The sequence below is a fragment of the Paenarthrobacter sp. CAP02 genome, assembly GCF_040137855.1.
Classification (GTDB): domain Bacteria; phylum Actinomycetota; class Actinomycetes; order Actinomycetales; family Micrococcaceae; genus Arthrobacter.
Genome location: NZ_JBEEII010000016.1, coordinates 1 through 19,030 on the forward strand (window position 1 = coordinate 1; position 19,030 = coordinate 19,030).

18 protein-coding genes and 1 pseudogene are annotated in these 19,030 nt (G+C 61.4%); 7 read left to right on the forward strand and 12 right to left on the reverse strand.

Annotation, left to right across the window (positions count from 1 at the left end; translation table 11 throughout):
* Positions 1-48: 48 nt before the first annotated feature.
* From ABHM97_RS20150 to fdxA, 3 genes are all read right to left on the reverse strand, one after another.
* On the reverse strand, positions 49-1,332 hold the full coding sequence (locus ABHM97_RS20150; protein WP_024817462.1) for a citrate synthase: 1,284 nt from the start codon (positions 1,330-1,332) through the stop codon (positions 49-51).
* A gap of 232 nt (positions 1,333-1,564) precedes the next feature.
* Positions 1,565-2,713, reverse strand: coding sequence for a succinyldiaminopimelate transaminase (dapC, locus tag ABHM97_RS20155; protein ID WP_349472004.1), 1,149 nt, complete (start codon positions 2,711-2,713; stop codon positions 1,565-1,567).
* A 14-nt stretch (positions 2,714-2,727) separates the two neighbouring features.
* Positions 2,728-3,054: a ferredoxin gene (fdxA, locus tag ABHM97_RS20160; RefSeq protein ID WP_211711286.1), complete on the reverse strand. Its 327-nt coding sequence runs from the start codon at positions 3,052-3,054 to the stop codon at positions 2,728-2,730.
* 201 nt (positions 3,055-3,255) lie between these two features.
* Between fdxA and ABHM97_RS21550 the strand changes: the two genes are divergently transcribed.
* Complete coding sequence (locus tag ABHM97_RS21550) at positions 3,256-3,438, forward strand: putative acetyltransferase (protein WP_502921314.1); 183 nt, start codon at positions 3,256-3,258, stop codon at positions 3,436-3,438.
* Here the strand turns inward: ABHM97_RS21550 and ABHM97_RS20165 are convergent.
* Entirely contained in the window at positions 3,374-3,787 is a 414-nt protein-coding gene (locus ABHM97_RS20165) for a hypothetical protein (RefSeq protein WP_235516901.1), read from the reverse strand. The two genes, ABHM97_RS21550 and ABHM97_RS20165, sit on opposite strands and share 65 nt — an antisense overlap.
* A gap of 34 nt (positions 3,788-3,821) precedes the next feature.
* The gene (gene typA, locus ABHM97_RS20170) at positions 3,822-5,738 is read right to left on the reverse strand and encodes a translational GTPase TypA (RefSeq protein ID WP_257371175.1); all 1,917 of its coding nucleotides are present in this window, start codon (positions 5,736-5,738) and stop codon (positions 3,822-3,824) included.
* A gap of 282 nt (positions 5,739-6,020) precedes the next feature.
* On the opposite strand from typA, the gene ABHM97_RS20175 reads away from it, so the two are divergent.
* Positions 6,021-6,872, forward strand: coding sequence for an SGNH/GDSL hydrolase family protein (locus ABHM97_RS20175; protein ID WP_349472005.1), 852 nt, complete (start codon positions 6,021-6,023; stop codon positions 6,870-6,872).
* A 97-nt stretch (positions 6,873-6,969) separates the two neighbouring features.
* On the opposite strand, the gene ABHM97_RS20180 is transcribed toward ABHM97_RS20175, so the two are convergent.
* The 4 genes from ABHM97_RS20180 to ABHM97_RS20195 all read right to left on the reverse strand — a co-directional run bounded on the left by ABHM97_RS20180 (position 6,970) and on the right by ABHM97_RS20195 (position 12,447).
* Entirely contained in the window at positions 6,970-8,685 is a 1,716-nt protein-coding gene (locus tag ABHM97_RS20180; RefSeq protein ID WP_235516907.1) for an ABC transporter ATP-binding protein, read from the reverse strand.
* Positions 8,686-8,696: 11 nt separating this feature from the next.
* Positions 8,697-9,680, reverse strand: a complete 984-nt coding sequence (locus tag ABHM97_RS20185) for an ABC transporter permease (RefSeq protein WP_257371177.1) — start codon at positions 9,678-9,680, stop codon at positions 8,697-8,699.
* Positions 9,670-10,599 carry an ABC transporter permease gene (locus ABHM97_RS20190; protein WP_235516911.1) on the reverse strand — a complete coding sequence of 310 codons (930 nt, stop codon included), beginning with the start codon at positions 10,597-10,599 and terminating at the stop codon, positions 9,670-9,672. The genes ABHM97_RS20185 and ABHM97_RS20190 overlap by 11 nt, the downstream gene beginning before the upstream one ends.
* 210 nt (positions 10,600-10,809) lie before the next feature.
* Positions 10,810-12,447 carry a peptide ABC transporter substrate-binding protein gene (locus tag ABHM97_RS20195; protein WP_349472006.1) on the reverse strand — a complete coding sequence of 546 codons (1,638 nt, stop codon included), beginning with the start codon at positions 12,445-12,447 and terminating at the stop codon, positions 10,810-10,812.
* Between the two features lie 305 nt (positions 12,448-12,752).
* Here ABHM97_RS20195 and ABHM97_RS20200 point away from each other — a divergent pair, with 305 nt between their 5' ends.
* The 3 genes from ABHM97_RS20200 to ABHM97_RS20210 are packed head-to-tail and all read left to right on the forward strand — an operon-like array spanning position 12,753 to position 14,788.
* Positions 12,753-13,445, forward strand: coding sequence for a histidine phosphatase family protein (locus ABHM97_RS20200; protein ID WP_235516914.1), 693 nt, complete (start codon positions 12,753-12,755; stop codon positions 13,443-13,445).
* Between the two features lie 24 nt (positions 13,446-13,469).
* The gene (locus ABHM97_RS20205) at positions 13,470-14,021 is read left to right on the forward strand and encodes a DUF3090 domain-containing protein (RefSeq protein WP_235516916.1); all 552 of its coding nucleotides are present in this window, start codon (positions 13,470-13,472) and stop codon (positions 14,019-14,021) included.
* Complete coding sequence (locus tag ABHM97_RS20210) at positions 14,021-14,788, forward strand: SCO1664 family protein (RefSeq protein WP_349472007.1); 768 nt, start codon at positions 14,021-14,023, stop codon at positions 14,786-14,788. The genes ABHM97_RS20205 and ABHM97_RS20210 overlap by 1 nt, the downstream gene beginning before the upstream one ends.
* 90 nt (positions 14,789-14,878) lie before the next feature.
* Here the strand turns inward: ABHM97_RS20210 and ABHM97_RS20215 are convergent, their stop codons facing one another.
* A complete protein-coding gene (locus tag ABHM97_RS20215) occupies positions 14,879-15,133 on the reverse strand; it encodes a hypothetical protein (RefSeq protein ID WP_257371182.1) in 255 nt (84 codons plus the stop codon).
* Positions 15,134-15,946: 813 nt separating this feature from the next.
* Between ABHM97_RS20215 and ABHM97_RS20220 the strand changes: the two genes are divergently transcribed.
* Positions 15,947-16,468: an SH3 domain-containing protein gene (locus ABHM97_RS20220; RefSeq protein WP_349472008.1), complete on the forward strand. Its 522-nt coding sequence runs from the start codon at positions 15,947-15,949 to the stop codon at positions 16,466-16,468.
* 63 nt (positions 16,469-16,531) lie between these two features.
* Here the strand turns inward: ABHM97_RS20220 and ABHM97_RS20225 are convergent.
* Positions 16,532-16,803: pseudogene (locus ABHM97_RS20225) on the reverse strand (DUF4193 family protein).
* A gap of 14 nt (positions 16,804-16,817) precedes the next feature.
* On the opposite strand from ABHM97_RS20225, the gene ABHM97_RS20230 reads away from it, so the two are divergent.
* On the forward strand, positions 16,818-17,498 hold the full coding sequence (locus ABHM97_RS20230; RefSeq protein ID WP_349472051.1) for an alpha/beta hydrolase: 681 nt from the start codon (positions 16,818-16,820) through the stop codon (positions 17,496-17,498).
* Positions 17,499-17,951: 453 nt separating this feature from the next.
* Here the strand turns inward: ABHM97_RS20230 and ABHM97_RS20235 are convergent, their stop codons facing one another.
* On the reverse strand, positions 17,952-18,860 hold the full coding sequence (locus ABHM97_RS20235; protein ID WP_349472009.1) for a hypothetical protein: 909 nt from the start codon (positions 18,858-18,860) through the stop codon (positions 17,952-17,954).
* Positions 18,861-19,030 lie beyond the last annotated feature (170 nt).

Sequence of the window (19,030 nt, forward strand, 5' to 3'; positions counted from 1 at the left end):
CGCCCACCTCGCGCGAGGTGGGCGGCCGCCGTCGTTACTGGCTTGGTACTAGTTAGCCGGGTAGTTGCGCTCCGGCTCCCCTGTGTAGAGCTGCCGCGGACGGCCGATCTTGGTCTGGGGATCGTTGATCATTTCGCGCCACTGGGCAATCCAGCCCGGGAGGCGGCCGATGGCGAACAGAACAGTGAACATCTTCTCCGGGAAACCCATGGCCTTGTAGATCAGGCCGGTGTAGAAGTCGACGTTCGGGTACAGCTTGCGCTGGATGAAGTAGTCATCCGCAAGGGCCTTCTCTTCAAGGCGCATGGCGATGTCCAGGAGTTCGTCGTTGCCGCCGAGCTTGCCAAGGACTTCGTGTGCCGTTGCCTTGATGATCTTGGCGCGGGGGTCGTAGTTCTTGTAGACACGGTGTCCGAAGCCCATGAGGCGGACGCCGTCTTCCTTGTTCTTGACCTTTTCCATGTAATCCTCGGGCTTGATGCCGTCGGCCTGGATCTGGCGGAGCATCTTCAGCACGGCCTCGTTGGCACCACCGTGGGCGGGACCGAAGAGGGCGTTGATGCCGGCGGACACCGAGGCGAAGAGGTTCGCGTTGGACGAACCCACCAGGCGCACGGTGGACGTGGAACAGTTCTGCTCGTGGTCGGCGTGCAGGATGAGCAGGAGGTCCAGGGCCTTGACGACCACCGGGTCCATTTCATACTGCTCGGCCGGAAGGCCGAAGCTCAGGCGCAGGAAGTTCTCCACCAGGTTCATGGAGTTGTCCGGGTACAGCATCGGCTGGCCGATGGACTTCTTGTGCGCGTAGGCAGCGATGACCGGGAGCTTGGCCATGAGCCGGATGGTGGAAACTTCCACGTGCTCCGCGTTGAAGGGATCCAGCGAGTCCTGGTAGAACGTGGACAGCGCGGAAACGGCCGAGGAAAGCACCGGCATGGGGTGGGCGTCGCGCGGGAACCCGCCGAAGAAACCCTTGAGTTCTTCGTGCAGGAGCGTGTGGCGGCGGATCTTCTGGTCGAACTCTTCCAGCTCCGTGGGGGTGGGAAGGTTGCCGTAGATCAGCAGGTAGGAAACTTCGAGGAAGCTCGAGTGCTGCGCGAGCTGCTCGATGGGGTAACCGCGGTAGCGCAGGATGCCTGCGTCGCCGTCGATGTACGTGATGGCCGAGGTGGTGGCCGCTGTGTTCATGAAGCCGGGGTCATAGGCAACGGCGCCCGTCTGCTTCAGCAGCTTGGAAACGTCGTAGCCTTCGTTTCCTTCTACAACCTTGATACGCGGCAGTTCGAGTTCGCCGCCGGCATGGCGCAGTGTCGCGCTGGTGGTCTCAGTCATGGAGTCCCCTTCATGAGGCCTTTGGGCCTCTATCGAACGCTTGTCCAACCAACTTCTGGTGCCGCCGCCTTCGGCCCTACTGTTGCAGGGCTCCAACGGCCGAAGTGCTTTCTTAGTGAAGGCCACCATTGATAGTCAGTTAAAAAGCTACCGCCAGTAACCCCACGGAACTAATCCGTGCCTTCCGGTTACTGGCGGAATAGCGCCATAAGTGGCGCAAGTCACAGCTTTGTTATGAGCCTGTACCCAAGCGCTCGACGGCGGCATCAATACGTTCGTCGCTGCCCGTGAGCGCTACACGGATAAAGCCATTTCCAGCGTCTCCGTAGAAAACACCCGGCCCCACCACGATGCCCAGCTCCGCGAACCGCGCCACGGTGTCCCACGTTGGTTCTCCAGCAGTGGACCACAGGTACAGTCCGGCCTTGGATTCCTGGATCTGCAAACCGAACTTCTCCAGCGCCGGGACCAGCCTTTCGCGGCGGCCACGGTACAGATCTTTTTGGGCCAGGACATGGCCGGCATCCCCCAGTGCCACCCGCATGGCTTCCTGGACAGGATAGGGAACGATCATGCCGGCGTGCTTCCGGCTGTTCACCAGATTGGCCATGATGGCGGAGTCGCCGGCGACAAAGGCCGCACGGTACCCGGCAAGGTTCGACTGCTTGCTCAAGGAGTAGACACACAGCAAACCGTCCGTGGAACCGCCGGTAACACGGGGATCCAGGATGCTCGGTACAGCCTCTCCCCCGCGCTGGGCGTCCCATTCGCCCCAGCCGAGTTCGGCATAGCACTCATCGGACGCCACCACGGCACCAATCTCGCGGGCCTGTGCCACGAGCCGGCGCAGCGACTCAACGTCGCGGACGCTTCCGGTGGGGTTGCCGGGCGAATTGATCCAGATCAGCCGTACCTTCGCACGGGTGGCGGGGTCCAGTGCATCGAGGTCATCCGCGGCAACCGCCGTGGCGCCGGCCAGCGAGGCTCCAATGTCATAGGTCGGGTAAGCAACCGTAGGGCGCATAACGACATCCCCGGTGCCCAAACCGAGGAGGAACGGCAGCCAGGCCACCAACTCCTTCGAGCCCACCGTCGGCATGACATCCTTCGGATCCAGCCCCGGTACGCCGCGCCTGGCCGCGAACCAGTCCACTACAGCTTGGCGAAGTGCCTCAGTGCCGTGGACTGTCGGATAGCCATGCGCGTCCGATGCGTTGGCAAGGGCCTCACGAATCAAGCCAGGAGTGGGATCCACCGGCGTGCCGATGGAGAGATTCACCACGCCACCAGGGTGCTTGGAGGCGGTGGCAACGTAGGGCGCCATGGCCTCCCACGGGTAGTCAGGCAGGTTCAGGCCGAAAGCCGGCGCCGCGGAAATCAACGAAACTACCGCCCTTAGTGGTCTTGGTTCTGCGGGGGCAGTGCGGCAATGAAGGGGTGGTCCTTGCCCGTGTTGCCCACCTTGGCGGCGCCACCCGGCGAACCGAGGTCGTCGAAGAACTCAACATTTGCCTTGTAGTAGTCGGCCCACTCTTCGGGGGTGTCATCCTCGTAGTAGATGGCCTCAACAGGGCATACAGGTTCACAGGCACCACAGTCGACGCATTCATCGGGGTGGATATAGAGGGAACGCTCACCTTCGTAAATGCAGTCGACAGGGCATTCTTCAATACATGCCTTGTCCTTGACATCCACACACGGCTGCGCGATTACGTACGTCACGTCCCAGACCTCTCCACAGTTTGTCCCGGTGATGACCGGGGTAATACGGCCGGCATCATGCCGGGCACTCAACTTCCGAGCCTATTATCCAACAGTGCGCCGACGCCAACCTAGCCCGCGTCTTAGTATGAATCCGTGACTTCGCCGCATTTGCCACCCGGACAGTTCCTTCGCAGCGCAGAGCCGGGAATCCGGGTCGTGGTGCGCTACAGGATCGAAGACGGCTTAACGGACGCGCTGGGCTACGTATTGAGAAGCAGCGACAGCAGCTGCACCGTGCGGACCCGGACGTCCGACGTCGAGATTCCCCTGGCGATGGTCATCGCCGCGAAAGAGGTTCCGCCGCCACCGCCGCGGCGGGCTTCCCGAATCGCAGGCGACTGACAACCACCAGCATGATCATTGTCACTGCGCCGATGCCGAAGACCCACACGTTTCCGACGGCGTCGCCCAGGACCAGTTGCTTGGCCGCGCCCGCCGACGACAGGACGCCGACGGCGGCATAGCTCACCACACCGGCTACCGCCGTCGGGGCTATCGAGCGTGTCCAGGCGGCCAGCCACAGCTGCACGGACGCCAGAAGCACCAAGGCCGCGGCGACTCCCCACGGGACTTCGACGCCGGACCAGAGCGCGCTTTGACGGTGCAGGGCGGTTCCTGCCGCGGCAACGAAAAGAGCCGCCGGGACGGCCGTGGCAATGCCACGGGCCGCACCGGCGACTCCTCTCTTCATTCAGCTGTTCCTGGCTGGTTCAGGCCAGTACAGGCTAGGACTTGGCGCGGGCGCGGTTGGCCTTCGCGCGCTCGTTGGAGTCCAGGATGACCTTACGGATACGGATGGCATCCGGGGTGACCTCGACGCACTCGTCTTCACGGGCGAATTCGAGGGACTCTTCGAGGGTGAGGTCGCGCGGCGGCGTCAGGTTCTCGAAGGTGTCGGAGGAAGCCGCACGCATGTTGGTGAGCTTCTTTTCCTTGGTGATGTTGACGTCCATGTCATCTGCGCGGGAGTTCTCGCCGACGATCATGCCTTCGTAAACCTCGGAGGTGGGCTTCACGAAGAAGGAACCGCGCTCCTGCAGGTTGATCATGGCGAACGGGGTAACAACACCGGCGCGGTCGGCGATCATGGAACCGTTGGTGCGGTACTCGATCGGGCCGGCCCACGGCTCGTAGCCCTCGGAGATGGACGCGGCGATACCGGCACCACGGGTGTCCGTGAGGAACTTGGTGCGGAAGCCAATGAGGCCACGTGCAGGCACGATGAACTCCATGCGGCACCAGCCCGTACCGTGGTTGGCCATGTTGGTCATGCGGCCCTTACGGGCTGCCATGAGCTGCGTAACAGCGCCAAGGTACTCTTCGGGCACGTCGATGGTCATGTGTTCCATCGGCTCGTGGACCTTGCCGTCGATGGTCTTGGTGACTACCTGCGGCTTGCCAACGGTGAGCTCGAAGCCTTCACGACGCATCTGCTCGACGAGGATGGCCAGTGCCAGCTCGCCACGGCCCTGGACTTCCCAGGCGTCGGGACGCTCGGTGGGGAGGACCTTGATGGAGACGTTACCGATCAGTTCCTTGTCCAGGCGATCCTTCACCTGGCGGGCCGTGACCTTGGCGCCCTTGACCTTGCCGGCCAGCGGCGAGGTGTTGATACCGATGGTCATGGAGATCGCGGGATCGTCCACGGTGATCAGCGGCAGCGGCTGCGGGTTCTCGGCATCCGTGAGGGTTTCACCGATGGTGATCTCCTCGATACCGGCCACAGCGACGATCTCGCCCGGACCAGCCGACTCGGCGGGGACGCGGGTGAGCGCCTGGGTTGCCAGGAGCTCGGTGATCTTCACGTTCTTGAGCTCGCCGTTGGCACGTGCCCAGGCAACGGTCTGGCCCTTGCGGAGCGTGCCGTTGTAGATGCGGAGCAGGGCGAGGCGGCCAAGGAACGGCGAGGCGTCCAGGTTGGTCACGTGGGCCTGCAGCACGCCGTCCGGGTTGTACGTCGGAGCCGGGATGTGCTCGATGATGGTCTTGAAGAGGGGCTCGAGGTCCTCGTTCTCCGGTGCCGAGCCGTTGGCGGGCTGGTCCAGGGATGCGCGGCCAACCTTGGCGGCAGCGTAAACAACGGGAACTTCGAGGACCTTGTCCAGGTCCAGGTCCGGAACTTCGTCCGCGAGGTCCGAAGCCAGGCCCAGGAGGAGGTCCATGGACTCATGGACAACCTCGTCGATGCGGGCGTCGGGACGGTCGGTCTTGTTGACCAGCAGGATGACGGGCAGGTGCGCTGCAAGGGCCTTGCGGAGCACGAAGCGGGTCTGGGGCAGCGGGCCCTCGGAGGAGTCGACCAGCAGGACGACGCCGTCAACCATGGACAGACCGCGCTCAACCTCGCCACCGAAGTCGGCGTGGCCGGGGGTGTCAATGACGTTGATGGTGATGGTCTCGCCATTGGACGACGGGCCGTTGTAGGCAACCGTGGTGTTCTTCGCGAGGATGGTGATGCCCTTTTCGCGCTCCAGGTCACCGGAGTCCATGACACGGTCCTCAACCTCACCATGGGAAGCGAAGGAGTTGGTCTGCTTGAGCATGGCGTCGACCAGGGTGGTCTTACCGTGGTCAACGTGTGCGACGATCGCGACGTTGCGCAGATCGCTCCGCGACGCAGTGTTGGTGATGGTTTCAGACATGCGTTAATGACTCGATTCAGTGGTGAAGTCAGCTGTTTGTATCCGCGCGCATACCTGATCGACTTGATCGGAACACACAGCGAAAAGACCCCGGGACACAGGGCACCTAAAGCAAGTCTAAACGCAGAAGCATTTATGCGCCTAAAAAGCAAGCCATCAGCGGCTGGGATGTGGCCTTGCTCACAGCACATCACTGTTCAGTAACCACACGTCCACTTGCTGGATTTTCCGGCGTTCGTGCCCCATGATTGCAGCAGAACCAGTGCCACACGGAGACCTACGATGCGCAAAGCCCCGGCAACGTTCCGCATGCTCGCACCATTGATCGCCGTCGGCGTTCTTTTGGTGGGCTGCGGACCGAACCAAACACCACCCGAAACCGTCTCAACGCGATCAGCCGCGCCCGGGCCGGCACAAACGTCCGCCGCGGAAAAACCCCTGCGGTCCGCGCCCTCCCCGACCGCACTGAACCTGCCTGTCGGTTCCCTGTACAAGAACCCCACGAACAACCGCAACGAACTGGTGCTGGCCGACGTACGCCACACGGCCGTACTGATCGGAGACTCGCAGGCCATGCCCAAGGACTCCTGGCCGCAGCAGGGCATTGCTGCCCTGGGATACAAGCTGCATGTCGTGGGCATGGGCGGCACGGGCTATGTTGCTTCGAACGGCAAGACGGGAAACTACATTGACGCACTCCAGCGTGGCGACTGGGTACTCCCCTATGGCGAGCCTCCCCTGATCGTCATCGAGGGCGGCGGCAACGACGCCACCCAGCGGGCAACGGACGCCCAGATCACCAGCAATGCTGAACGTCTGCTGGCGGCGCTGACCAAGCGCTACCCAGGCTCCAAACTCGCCATGATCGGTACTCTCGCCCGCGGTGCCAGTAACGGCGGCGCCCGACGCACCGAAGTGGACGCACTCGTAGGCAGGATCGCAGCAAAACACGGCATACCGTTCGTCAGCGCCGGCGACTGGCTCACCCGGTACAACGCCGTTGGAGATCTCCAGGACGGCGTCCATCTGAAACCCGCAGGACACGCCAAGCTGGGGGCCGTCCTGGCCCGTGAGCTCACCGCACTGGGCCTGACTGCGCGTCCTGACAGTGAAACCGGGACGCCGGCACAGTAGCGGCCTGCAGGCAGTTTAAACGGCAGGAGCCGGTGGTTTCCTTTGGGGAAACCACCGGCTCCTGCTATTTGCGGCTTTGTTGGAGTTCGACGCCGGGTCAGGCCACCTCGGGCGGCAGAAGCAGCGAACCACCGGGGATGGCATCCAGCAGGGCCTGGGTGTACGCCTCACGGGGGTTGTCGAAGACGTCGTCCGTGCTGCCCGTTTCCACCAGCTTGCCCTTCTGCATCACGCAGACGTGGTCCGCGATCTGCCGCACAACGGCGAGGTCGTGGGTGATGAACAGGTAGGTCAGGCCCAGGTTGTCCTGGAGCTCTGCCAACAGGTTCAGGACCTGGGCCTGCACCAGCACGTCCAAAGCGGAGACGGCCTCATCGCAGATGATCACTTCGGGGTCCAAGGCCAGTGCTCGCGCAATCGCAATGCGCTGGCGCTGACCGCCGGAGAGCTCATTCGGGTAGCGACGCATGGTCGACTGCGGCAAGGCCACCTGGTCCAGAAGCTCACGGACCTTCTTCTCCCGGCTGGCCTTGGTGCCGATCTTGTGAGTGCGCAACGGCTCTTCGATGGTCCGGAAGATGTTGTACATCGGATCGAGTGAGCCGTACGGGTCCTGGAAGATGGGCTGCACCCGGCGGCGGAACTTGAACAAGTCCCGGCTGTTCAGCGTGGAGGTGTCGACGCCGTCGAAAATGATCTTTCCGGACGTCGGTTCCAGCAGGTTCAGCACCATCTGGGCAACAGTGGACTTGCCCGAGCCGGACTCCCCCACAATCGCCGTGGTGGTACCGCGGCGAACGGAGAACGAGACTGAGTCAACAGCCGTGAAGTCAGTGGTCTTGCCAATACCTCCACGGAGCTTGAAGACCTTGGTCAGGTCCTCAACCTTCAGCACCTCCTCGGGAAGTGCCGACTCGACCACCACGGGTTCCGTGGGAGCCAGCAGCTCGTCGGACTCGACACCCTGTTCCTTGGCGACCTGGATACGGCGGGACGCCAGGGAGGGCGCTGAGGATACCAGTCGCTTGGTGTAAGGGTGCCGCGGGTTGCGGAGCAGCTCGAGGGACGGACCGGATTCCACAACCTGGCCCTTGTACATGACCACTACTTTGTCCGCCCGCTCGGCCGCCAGGCCGAGGTCGTGGGTGATGAGCAGAACGGCCGTACCCAGCTCGGACGTCATCTTGTCCAAGTGGTCCAGGATCTGGCGCTGGACCGTCACGTCAAGGGCCGACGTCGGCTCATCCGCGATCAGCAGGCGCGGCTGGCAGGAAAGGCCGATGGCGATCAGCGCGCGCTGGCGCATGCCGCCCGAGAACTCGTGCGGGTACTGCTTGGCGCGGCGGGCTGCGTCAGGCAGGCCGGCCTCGGACAATACCTTGGCAACGTCCTCGGGGCCGGACGGAAGACCGTTGGCTTTCAGGGTCTCCTTGACCTGGAAACCGATCTTCCACACCGGGTTGAGGTTGGACATCGGGTCCTGCGGCACCATCCCAATGGAATTGCCGCGGAGTTCGATCATCCGCTTCTCGCTCGCGTGGGCAATGTCTTCCCCGTCGAAGAGAATCTCGCCGGCAGCTACCCGGCCGTTCCCCGGCAGCAAGCCGATGGCGGCGAGGGCCGACGTCGACTTCCCCGAACCTGATTCGCCCACGATGGCCACAGTTTCACCGGGCATCACCGTGAGGTGGGCATTCCTGACGGCGTTGACCTCACCATTGCTGGTGGCGAAGTTGATCGCGAGGTTTTTGATCTCCAGCAGGGGACGCTCGGAGCCGGCGACTTCTTCCTTGATGTGAACTGAAGAGTTCATGGCTTCGCCTTTCATCGCTTACGCGCTTTGGGGTCGAGGGCATCACGCAGGGCATCGCCGAGCATGATGAAGCTCAAGACTGTAATCGACAGGGCAATAGCCGGGTAGAGCAAAGGCATCGGGTTTGATCGCAACGAAGCCTGCGCTGCCTGGATGTCGTTACCCCACGACATGACGCTCGGTGGGAGCCCGATACCAAGGAAGGACAACGTGGATTCGGCCACGATGAACGTGCCCAGCGAGATGGTTGCCACCACGATGATGGGAGCCAAGGAGTTGGGGAGCACGTGGCGCAACAACGAACGGAACTTGGAAACACCCAGCGAGCGGGCAGCGACCACAAAGTCGGCATTCCTGACTTCAATCACTGCGCCACGGGTGATGCGGGCAATCTGCGGCCAGCCGAAGACGATCAAAATCAGTACCAACGTCCACACCGTGCGGTTCGCACGGAAAACGGGCAGCTGCATCATGACAATGGCGCCGAGGATAAGCGGCAAGGCAAAGAAGATGTCCGTCAGGCGCGCCAGCAGGGCGTCAGCCCAGCCACCGTAATAACCGGCCAGCGCACCAATGATGCCGCCAAAAAGAACGACGCCGATGGTGGTGAACAGGCCAACAGTCACCGAGGAACGGGTGCCGAAGATGACGCGGGCATAAACGTCACAGCCCTGCTGGGTAAACCCGAGCGGGTGCCCGGAAGCGGGCCCGCCATCGGAGTTGGACAGCTGGCAGGCCTCGGACGTGGGATCGATCTGCGAGAACAGGCCCGGGAAGAGCGATACAACCACGACAGCCAGGATCATGATCGCCGAGATGATGAACAGCGGCTGCTTGCGCAGGTTCTTCCACGCTTCGCCCCAGAGGCTCGAAGGCGCGGAGTCTTCCTTGACCTTGTCGGTCGCCTGGAGGGGCGTTTCTTCAAGATCGGCAACGAAGTGCTCGATGTGGCGCGGGGCGGTGTCCTGCCCAGTGAGGTTATTTTCAGGAGTCATAACGGATCCTCGGATCAAGCCAGGCATACAGAAGGTCAACGAGCAGGTTGGAGAGACAGTAGATCAACACCAGCACTGTGACGATGCTGACCACGGTTGGGCCTTCACCGGACAGGACGGCACGATACAAACGGTTACCCACACCGGGGACGTTGAAGATGCCTTCCGTGACGATTGCTCCACCCATCAGTGTGCCGAGGTCGGCTCCCAGGAAGGTCACCACCGGGATGAGCGAGTTGCGGAGAATATGCACATTGATGACCCGGAAGCGGGACAGGCCCTTGGCCGTCGCGGTCCGGACGTAGTCGGCATTCATGTTCTCGATGACGCTGGTGCGGGTAAGCCGCAGAACGTAAGCGAATGACGCCAGGCCAAGAACGATGGCCGGCAGGATCAGGTCTTGAACCGTAGCCGCCGCACTGACCGTGGGTTTGGCCCACCCCAGTTGCACGCCAATGAAGAACTGCAGGATGAAGCCGAGCACGAAGATCGGGATACCAATGACGATCAGGGATGCGATCAACACGGTGCCGTCGAAAAGCTTGCCCTTGCGAAGACCTGCGACCAAGCCGAAGGCGATGCCGAAGACGGCTTCAAAAATCAGGGCCATGACGGCGAGGCGTGCTGTCACGGGGAAGACCTCGCCAAGTACGGCTGCGATCGGCCGGCCGGAGAAGTCCTGGCCGAGGTCGAACGTGAAGATGCTCTTGAGGTAGAGCAGGTATTGAACAATGAAGGGCTGGTCCAGGTTGTACTGGGCACGCAGCTTGGCCGCGACCGCTTCGTTGACGGGTTTGTCACCGAAGAGAGCAGCAATGGGGTCGCCAGGCAGGCTGAAGACCAGGAAATAAACCAGCAGTGTCGCTCCCAGGAATACGGGAATCAGCTGGAGGAATCGTTTAAGGATATAGGTGGCCATCAGCTCACCACACCCCGATCAGCAGGCACCCGGGGCTGGGGTGCAGCGGAGTTGTTCATCAAAGAACCTTTTCGTCTGATGTGCAAACGTTCCATGCCAAGGCAGTGTAGGCCTGCACAAGGACGCCCAACCAGAGTTGGGCGTCATTGATTTGCAACGAGATAAGGCGGCGGAGGTGCTCAACTGAGCACTTCCGCCGCCGAATCGCGCTTACTTGCCGGTGATGTTGTAGTAGAGCGGGACGCCGTCCCAGCCGTAGTCAACATTCGAGACGCCGGTGCTCCAGCCACCCTGTGCTACTTGGTACCACAGCGGGATGGCAGGCAGGTCCTTGAGAAGGATTTCCTGCGCCTTGTTCATTGCCTTATTGCCGTCGGAAACGCTCGGGGCGGACAGGCCATCGGAGATAGCCTTGTCGAACTCGGGGTTCGCGTAGCGGGCATCGTTGGAGCCTGCACCGGTCTTGTAGATCGGTCCGAGGAAGTTGTACAGCGACGGGTAGTCTGCCTGCCAGCCGGCACGGATCGAACCGGTCAGCTTCGCCGAGGTCGCGAGATCGCGGGCTTCCTTGAAGGTGGCGAACGGAAGGCCTTCGGCCTTGATGCCGAGGTTGTTCTTGAGCTGGTTGGTCATAGCCTCAACCCAAGCCTTGTGGCCACCCTTGTCAGCGTTGTATGCAACGGTGAAGACGGTGTTCGGATCCCACTTCTGGATGGCGTCTGCCTTGGCCCAGAGGTCCTTGGCCTTGGTGGCGTCGAACTTCAAGTTGTCAGAACCGGGGATGCTGTCGCTGTAACCGTCCAGGACGGGAGCGGTGAAGTCCTTGGCCGGCTGGCGACCGCCGCTGAAGATGACCTTGGTGATCTCATCGCGGTTGATGGCCATGGAGATGGCCTGGCGGCGCAGCTTGCCGGCTTCGCCACTCCACTCCGGAAGGTATTCCGGGATGGCAATGGTCTGGTTGCCCGCGTACGGCTTCTCGATGAAGCGATCGCCGAGGTCGGTCTTGAAGTTCTTCAGTGCGCTGGTGGGGATGGTCTGCAGGATGTCCAGGTTGTTGGACAGCAGGTCCTGGTATGCAGCGTCGTCGTTCTGGAAGATCTTGAACGTCACGCCGCCGTTCTTGGCCTTGCGCGGACCGTTGTAGTCGGCGTTCGGGACCAGCTGGATCTGCACGTTGTGCTGCCAGCCGTTCTCTGCCATCTTGTACGGGCCGTTGCCTACAGGCTTTTCGCCGTAGGTCTTGGGATCAGCAAGAGCTGCTGCCGGAACGGGCATGAAGGCCGTGTAACCGAGGCGCAGCGGCCAGTCAGACTCGGGCTGCTTGAGCTCAACGGTGAAGGTGGTGTCGTCAACGACCTTGAGGCCGGACATGGTCGCCACCGTGGAACCTTCGGCGCTGGTCTCGTCGTAACCCTTGATGCTTTCGAAGAACGTGGCGCTGAGCTGCGCGTTCTTTGCTGCTGCACCGAAGTTCCACGAGTCAACGAACGTCTTGGCCGTGATGGCTTCGCCGTTGGTGAACTTCTGGTCCTTCTTCAGCTTGATGGTGAAGTTCTTGGCGTCAGGCGCCTCGATGGACTCCGCCAGCTCGTTGACGGGCTTACCGGACGGGTCGTAGCTGACAAGGCCCGAGAAGATCAGCGTGGCAATCTTTCCACCGCCGACCTCGTTGATGTCTGCCGGCATGAGCGGGCGCTGCGGCTCAGAGCCGTCAGCAATGATGACCTTGTTGGGGTCGCCTGCGGATGAACCGGAGTTGTTGCTACCGCCGCCACCGCAACCGGTGGCTGCGAGGGCGATGATCGCCGCTACGCCTAGAGCTTTGGAAGTGCGCGAGAAACGCATTCCGCCTCCTATGAGTCGTGGAGTTGAGGAGGGGAAATTCGTGATTCCCCCCAGGCACAGGCACAGTTTCCTACTGTGACGTTGCCTACATGTGAGTGTAAGCCTACCCACATTGCGTCCGGATGTTGGGACTTGATGGCCAAACTGTAACCGTTCCGCAACCTCTACATGCCTAAACTGCCGGGAATTTCAAGTCAAACGCTACTCGGTGGTAGCATTCGCTGTCTGACAGCAGGACAGGAATGATCTTCGCCGGTGCCGGACTGGCGACCGACCGCCGTCGGGCGTGTAGTTAGGCTAAGGGAATGGCGACAGTTATCCTCGTGCGGCACGGACGCACCACAGCCAATGCCTCCGGACTCCTGGCCGGGCGGGCTCCCGGAGTCAGCCTCGACGCGATCGGGCGCGACCAGGCAGCCGTCACCGGAGACCGGCTTGCGTCGGTGCCATTGGTCGGGGTGGTGTCGAGCCCCCTTGAACGTTGCCGGCAGACTGCCGAACTCATCATTGACCGCCAGGCCATCAAGCCGTACTCCCCGATCGAACCTGCGCTCACCGAGTGTGATTACGGCCAGTGGCAGGGACGCAGGCTCAGTGAACTCGCAACCGAGGACCTGTGGCAGGTCGTACAATCCCAACCATCCGCAGCCGTCTTTCCCGGCGGCGAGTCGATGGCCGCCATGCAGGCCCGCTCAGTAGCAGCCATCAGGCGCCACGATGCAGCCTTCGAAGCCGAACACGGCCCGGAGTCCGTATGGGTAGCGGTCAGCCATGGCGACGTCATCAAGTCCATACTCGCCGATGCGCTGGGAATGCACCTTGACCTCTTCCAGCGCCTCAGCGTTGACCCCGCCTCGGTATCGATCGTCCGCTACGGCTCCCCTCGGCCTGCCGTCGTTGCGACCAACACGGTGGCCGGCGATCTTTCCTGGCTGTCCCGGAGCGCGCCCTCGGGGGATGCCCCCGTGGGCGGCGGCGCCGGGCATACGGCGCCCTGAGCGTCCTCTGCCTAGAATATTGACATGCCTACACGTGTTCACGAGTTTGCTTGGCCCGATCGGGTAGTGATCGGTACGATCGGCCTTCCGGGCGCGCGCACGTTCTACCTGCAGGTGCGCGCAGGGAAACAGATCGTAAGTATCGCCATGGAGAAGCAGCAGTCGGCTCTCCTGGCCGAGAAAATCGACGAGATTCTCGACCAGCTCATCACGGTGGGAGGCAATCCCTTCAGTGTTCCCACGGGCACTCCCATAGAGCTGGTGGACAATGATCCGTTGGAACCCGTCCAGGAGCAGTTCCGTACCGGAGCCATCAGCCTGGGCTGGGACCCCACCACAGCCCAGGTGGTGATCGAGGCCTACCCCATCTCCGAGCTCGATGACGAAGACGATGATGCGCTGGACCTGGATGATGCTATCGACCGCGAAATGCTGCTGGTACGGATGCCGGTAGGAACAGCCCGTGCGTTCGCCAAGCGCACCCGGGAGATCGTGGACGCCGGCCGTCCTCTGTGCCCGCTGTGTGGCAACCCGATGGATGCCGAAGGTCACGTCTGCCCCTCCCCCGGGCTCTGATGCCGACGCCGGACCTGCTGACCGCGGAGCTCACCCTCACCGGACGCATCACGACGGCATCCAACGCCACATTCCTTGGCAGCATCGGCGAGGTTGCGGTCGTCTACAAGCCGATAGCAGGCGAAAGTCCGCTCTGGGATTTTCCCAGCGGGACTTTGGCGCGTCGTGAGGTGGCCGCCTATCTGGTCTCCGAGTCCTTTGGGTGGGGCGTCGTTCCCCGGACGTGGCTGCGCGATGGCCCACTAGGCGAAGGAATGGTGCAGCTGTGGCAGGACCAGGACCCGGCCCAAAACGCCGTGGATCTGGTGGCTGCGGATTCAGTGCCGGAGACGGGCTGGAAACGTGTTCTCGAAGGCCAGGACGAGAACGGGCGGACCGTTGCGCTGGTCCACGAAGATACGCCGGCACTCAGGCGCACAGCGGTGTTCGACGTCGTGGTGAACAACGCCGACCGCAAAGGTGACCACATTCTTGCCATGGCTGACGGACACCGGCACGGCGTTGACCATGGACTGACCTTTCACCAGGACCACAAGCTGCGCACCGTGCTGTGGGGGTGGATTGGGGACGCGCTGAACGCAGATGAACTCGCCGGACTGGATCGTGTCCGCGACGGGCTCCGGGGCGAGCTGGGTCAACAACTCGCGGGGCTGCTCAGTGCCGAAGAAGTCGAAGCATTGGCGTTGCGCTCCGACCGCTTGCGCTCTGTTGGGCAGTTCCCAGCGCCCAGCGGACAAGCGCCCGCAGTGCCCTGGCCGTTGTTTTAGGGGCGAGCTCCAGCCTCTGTGGAACGTCTGGATGTTGATGAACGAAGATGTTCCAATTGGTCACAAGCTTGGCTTCTGAAGATCCCTTTCTCAGTTGTGGTATCTGATGAATGACACCCAGAGAGCCGCGGCAGTAACCCCTGCAGCGTGACAAGGGGTGGAGACCTGGGCGCTGTAGCCCATTGCCTTCAACGCCCACAGCTTCTTGTCGACAGCGGATTGACAATTGGCCTGGGTCGATCCGGCGACATATGTGTATTGGTCCGCCGCGGCCTGTGCAGCAGGTGCCGCGACAGCACCCACTCCAGCCAGCACTCCGACCGAGAGAACTACGAATGCGAACATCGTCGGCTTCTTCTTCGTGATGACTCCACTTCTTCGGGATCCTACCCCAGAGGCATTTCGAGCTCAGGCGAGAATTCGAGGCCTTGACCATCACATAGTCGCCAGAGCCTATTCTGATGACAAAATCGTCAGAGACCAGCACCCATCCGGGGCCTCGGCGCCGTAGGGCACCCGAACGCATGCTCTGCTGCCAGTTTCTAAGCGCCCGTGGCAACCCAGGCTGAGCAACCATAAATGCCGGTGCCGGCGCTTCGGTTGTTGAGGCACGCCCGGACATACACGGCCGCTGCCCTGGGTTTGACCAACAGATCCATACCCAGCGCTATTGGTCAGGGTCGCAATGTAAGTAGTTCCATTCGACACATACCTCAGTTGAGCCACAGATGAGACGCCGTCCGACTTTGTGTCCTGGCTTGTCAGGACTTTGCTGGACGAGCTGTAGTAGGCGTAGGAGCCGGTCACTGACGCCCCCGCACTGGCAGAAGCCATCGGCGCGGTAGCCAGCATTGCGATTGCCATGGCGCCAGCTGCTGCAGCACAGGAAAGAGCCAATAGTGATTTACGCATGTCGTAATTCCTTCCCCAAAAGTTAGTGAATTAGTGGCACCACATCCGCCTGGAAACGTGCTGGCGATCACCCCGCGAAGCCGCTCTGGTACCTTCACCGGTCGGTGAAGACGGGGAAATTCGCAGTCAATCAAGCGTCACGTTCACGTTATGCGCCTCACACATCAAGTAGCAGCTATTTCTGAATTCGCTGCAGTCGCTTGGGGTCATTCGGACACCGAGCCTTACGGCGCGAAAGGTCAATTGATGAAGAAGTTCAGGCTGTTTTCCAGCCACTCAGAAGATTCCACCGTTCCCGGCAGCAAATCAGCGATTGCTGAAGCGCAAAATGACAAGGCACGAAGAAGGCGTTTCAGGGCACTCACTGCTGTCTCCATCGTCGGTGCCACCCTGTCCGTGACGATGATGGCAGCCCCTGCCAATGCCGCCGGCACGAAGCTGTCCAGCAACATCCAATACTGTCGACAGTTTCCTCACAATGGATGGGGCGGCCAGCTCTACTACAGCGACGGCGGCTCGAAATGCGCGCAGGTCTACACGAACAACAACCTCAACATCAGACGAGGACCCGGCACCGGCTATGCCCTCACTGGTTCCATGCTGAGCAGCGGCCGGGTCTATGAGTTCGACTGCTGGACAACGGGCACCTGGGTTGACGGGGACAACATCTGGCTAAAGCTATACCCCGGCGCCGGGGGCGCACAGTACGTCTCGGACCGCTACGTCTACACCGGCCCTAACATCACGAGCTTCCTGCCGCACTGCTGACCCGCTTTGAAAGTATAAGGGTCTGGCGCCGAAGCGCCAGACCCTTATAAATCAGGAACAGACTCAGCCTTCGCACTCCACGCAGTACGCGTGACCGTCCTTCTCACGGGCAATCTGGGAGCGGTGCCGGACCAGGAAACACGAGAAGCACGTGAACTCGTCATCGGACTGCGGTACCACCTGGACCACCAGTTCTTCGGCGATGAACCGCCACCGGGACCCTCGTGGTCCAGCCCGTCAGCCTGGTCGAGTTCCAGCACAACACTGCGTGCGTCAGGAGCATTGGCGGACTTCAGCGCGTCCAGAGAGCTTTCCTGGGATTCCTTGACGTCAATACCGCATTGCCGAGCTGAGTTCGACCCCGGCAGGAAACCCGCCACGGCTGGCAGTGGTGGGATGGTTAGCTTTTGAACCTGCATCAGCTGCAGGTGTCTTTGACGACACCAATGCCAGGACAGGTGGGTCGTTCCTGAGGAAAGACATCAACGCTCTCGCGGCCGTTCAGGACAGCCTTGGAAACGTTGCCAGAAATAACATCTCTGGCTTGTCCTATGGCACGTTGACGGCCCAGGCTGCAGCTGTGGAGGGCGTACCTGTCGACAGCGTCAATCTCAACGCTGATATTGGCGTTCTGCAGGGAGTGTCAGGCGTAAAGGACTTTCACCTCAACCCCGGGGCAGATGTCTACCAGACCAAGTTCACCGTCGACAATGTCTCCGTAATTGGAAACGTAGGCAGAGAACGTATTCAAGGCTTCCACACGCAGACGTTCCAGGCTCCTCAGGGTGGCCCGTCGTTCACAGTGCCCATACCCGGTTATGGTGCAACGCAGCTCGGAGCCGATGGCACCGGGACTGCCGAAAACGAAGTGTCAGCATTAACAACCGAGAACCACGGCTGGCTCCAGGCAGAAGGCAAACTTGGATACGCTTCCGTAGGTACCGAGTCCAGCATCAACCAAGCCAACGCCTCACTCGGCCTGACAGATAGGCTGACGAACTCAGGAAAACCCGTGGTGCATAACAAATGAAGGAACCAGAATTGCTGAACAGACGAAGAATGACGGCAACCGTTTTCACGGCCTGCTCGGTCCTTCTGCTCACGTCCGGATGCTTCTCCACAACACCGGGCAATGATGGAACGGCAACTCCCTCATCTTCGCAATCGAATTCAACAAGCGATCTTCCCAGCAGCGGAGAAGGAACGACAATGACGCCAGAAGCAGCCAGCACGGAGTTCTTCGGACTACTCGATGAGATCCAAGCGATGGCGCCGGGTGATTGGACCAATAAGGATGTTCCGGCAGGTGGCTACTGCAACTTCCAGGGAACCGGAAGCGGCAAAGAATTCGGCGGATCCAGGACCAGAGGGCCCCTTGGCGACACCGAGCGCGAGATGCTAAGGCAAAAGGTCGAGGCGTTCTATAAGTCCCGCGGGTACGACGTGAAGGTCTTTGATCAGTCGACGGCCACGAACAAGCTCATCATAACCAACGGCTTCGGACCGGATGGATTGGTTCTTCAGGTGTATACCGGCGATCTCGGCACAACTGTCGCTGGCAATAGCCGTTGCGTTGCTGATCCGGACGGTAGTAAATAGCCTGCCCGTCCGCGGGGTCATGATTACGACGGCGAATGAGGAAATCGCCATTGTTGAATCGGCAACAGATGCTATCCATGCCGTACCGCAGATTGTTCGTCCAGGGAGCTGAAGCTGGCCCTAGCGCTCGGCACCTCAACCGACTGCGCAGCGAATCCGGCTTCAGCTCAGGATTCTTTGCATAAAGCCTCGCCAAGTAAGCGTCCTTCCTCTGCTCGGTCTGGGCAGTAACATCCGATAGAGCCTTCTGCTGTCTACCGACCTCGGCAGTGTCGGCAGCCGTGTTCGGCTCGTAGAAGCCGTCGGCAAGTTCGCTCTGCAGGCGCGCCCTGCGGCTGACTCTCGTATCCTCACGGATCCGCTCGGTCTCGACTTCACCCCAGAGCTTCCACTGCGATTCGTTCGCCGGCTGACCAAGCTCAACTCGCTTTTCGCGAATCTCGTGGATCTGGGTATATAGGATTCGTATCTGGTCTTTCTTGAGCTCACGCGCCTGAAGCTGCGCACGTACCTCGGGGTGCAGTCCAGGTCCCTGGCTCTCCAGGAACTTCGGACCGATGCCGTGGGGAATCGTCGACTCATCCAGACGCTCACCACGCTCGAGCGCTGCAACAGCCTCCGGCTCCCAGACAGCGACGGCGTCGACAATCTTCTGGGACCGCTCGGACTTCATCCGGGTGTTCGCCAAGGCTGACACATAAGGCTGCTCCGACGGCGATTGCTCCCGAGCCGAAGCGGTAACGGTGGTTTCCTTGACCACGACCGTGTCAACCTGTTCCTGTTCCGCGGCCATAGCGGATGCTGAGGACCTCTCCACCTCGACAGTGGGTTTGAGAGCTTCATGTTCGAGCGCTTCAGCGCGTTGCCTGCTCCGCTCCTTCATGACCTCCAGATAGACCGAGAACCAGCCTGCTTGTCGGCCTCGGCACTGACACCTTTGAGTCTCTCCATCAGCGCGTCACG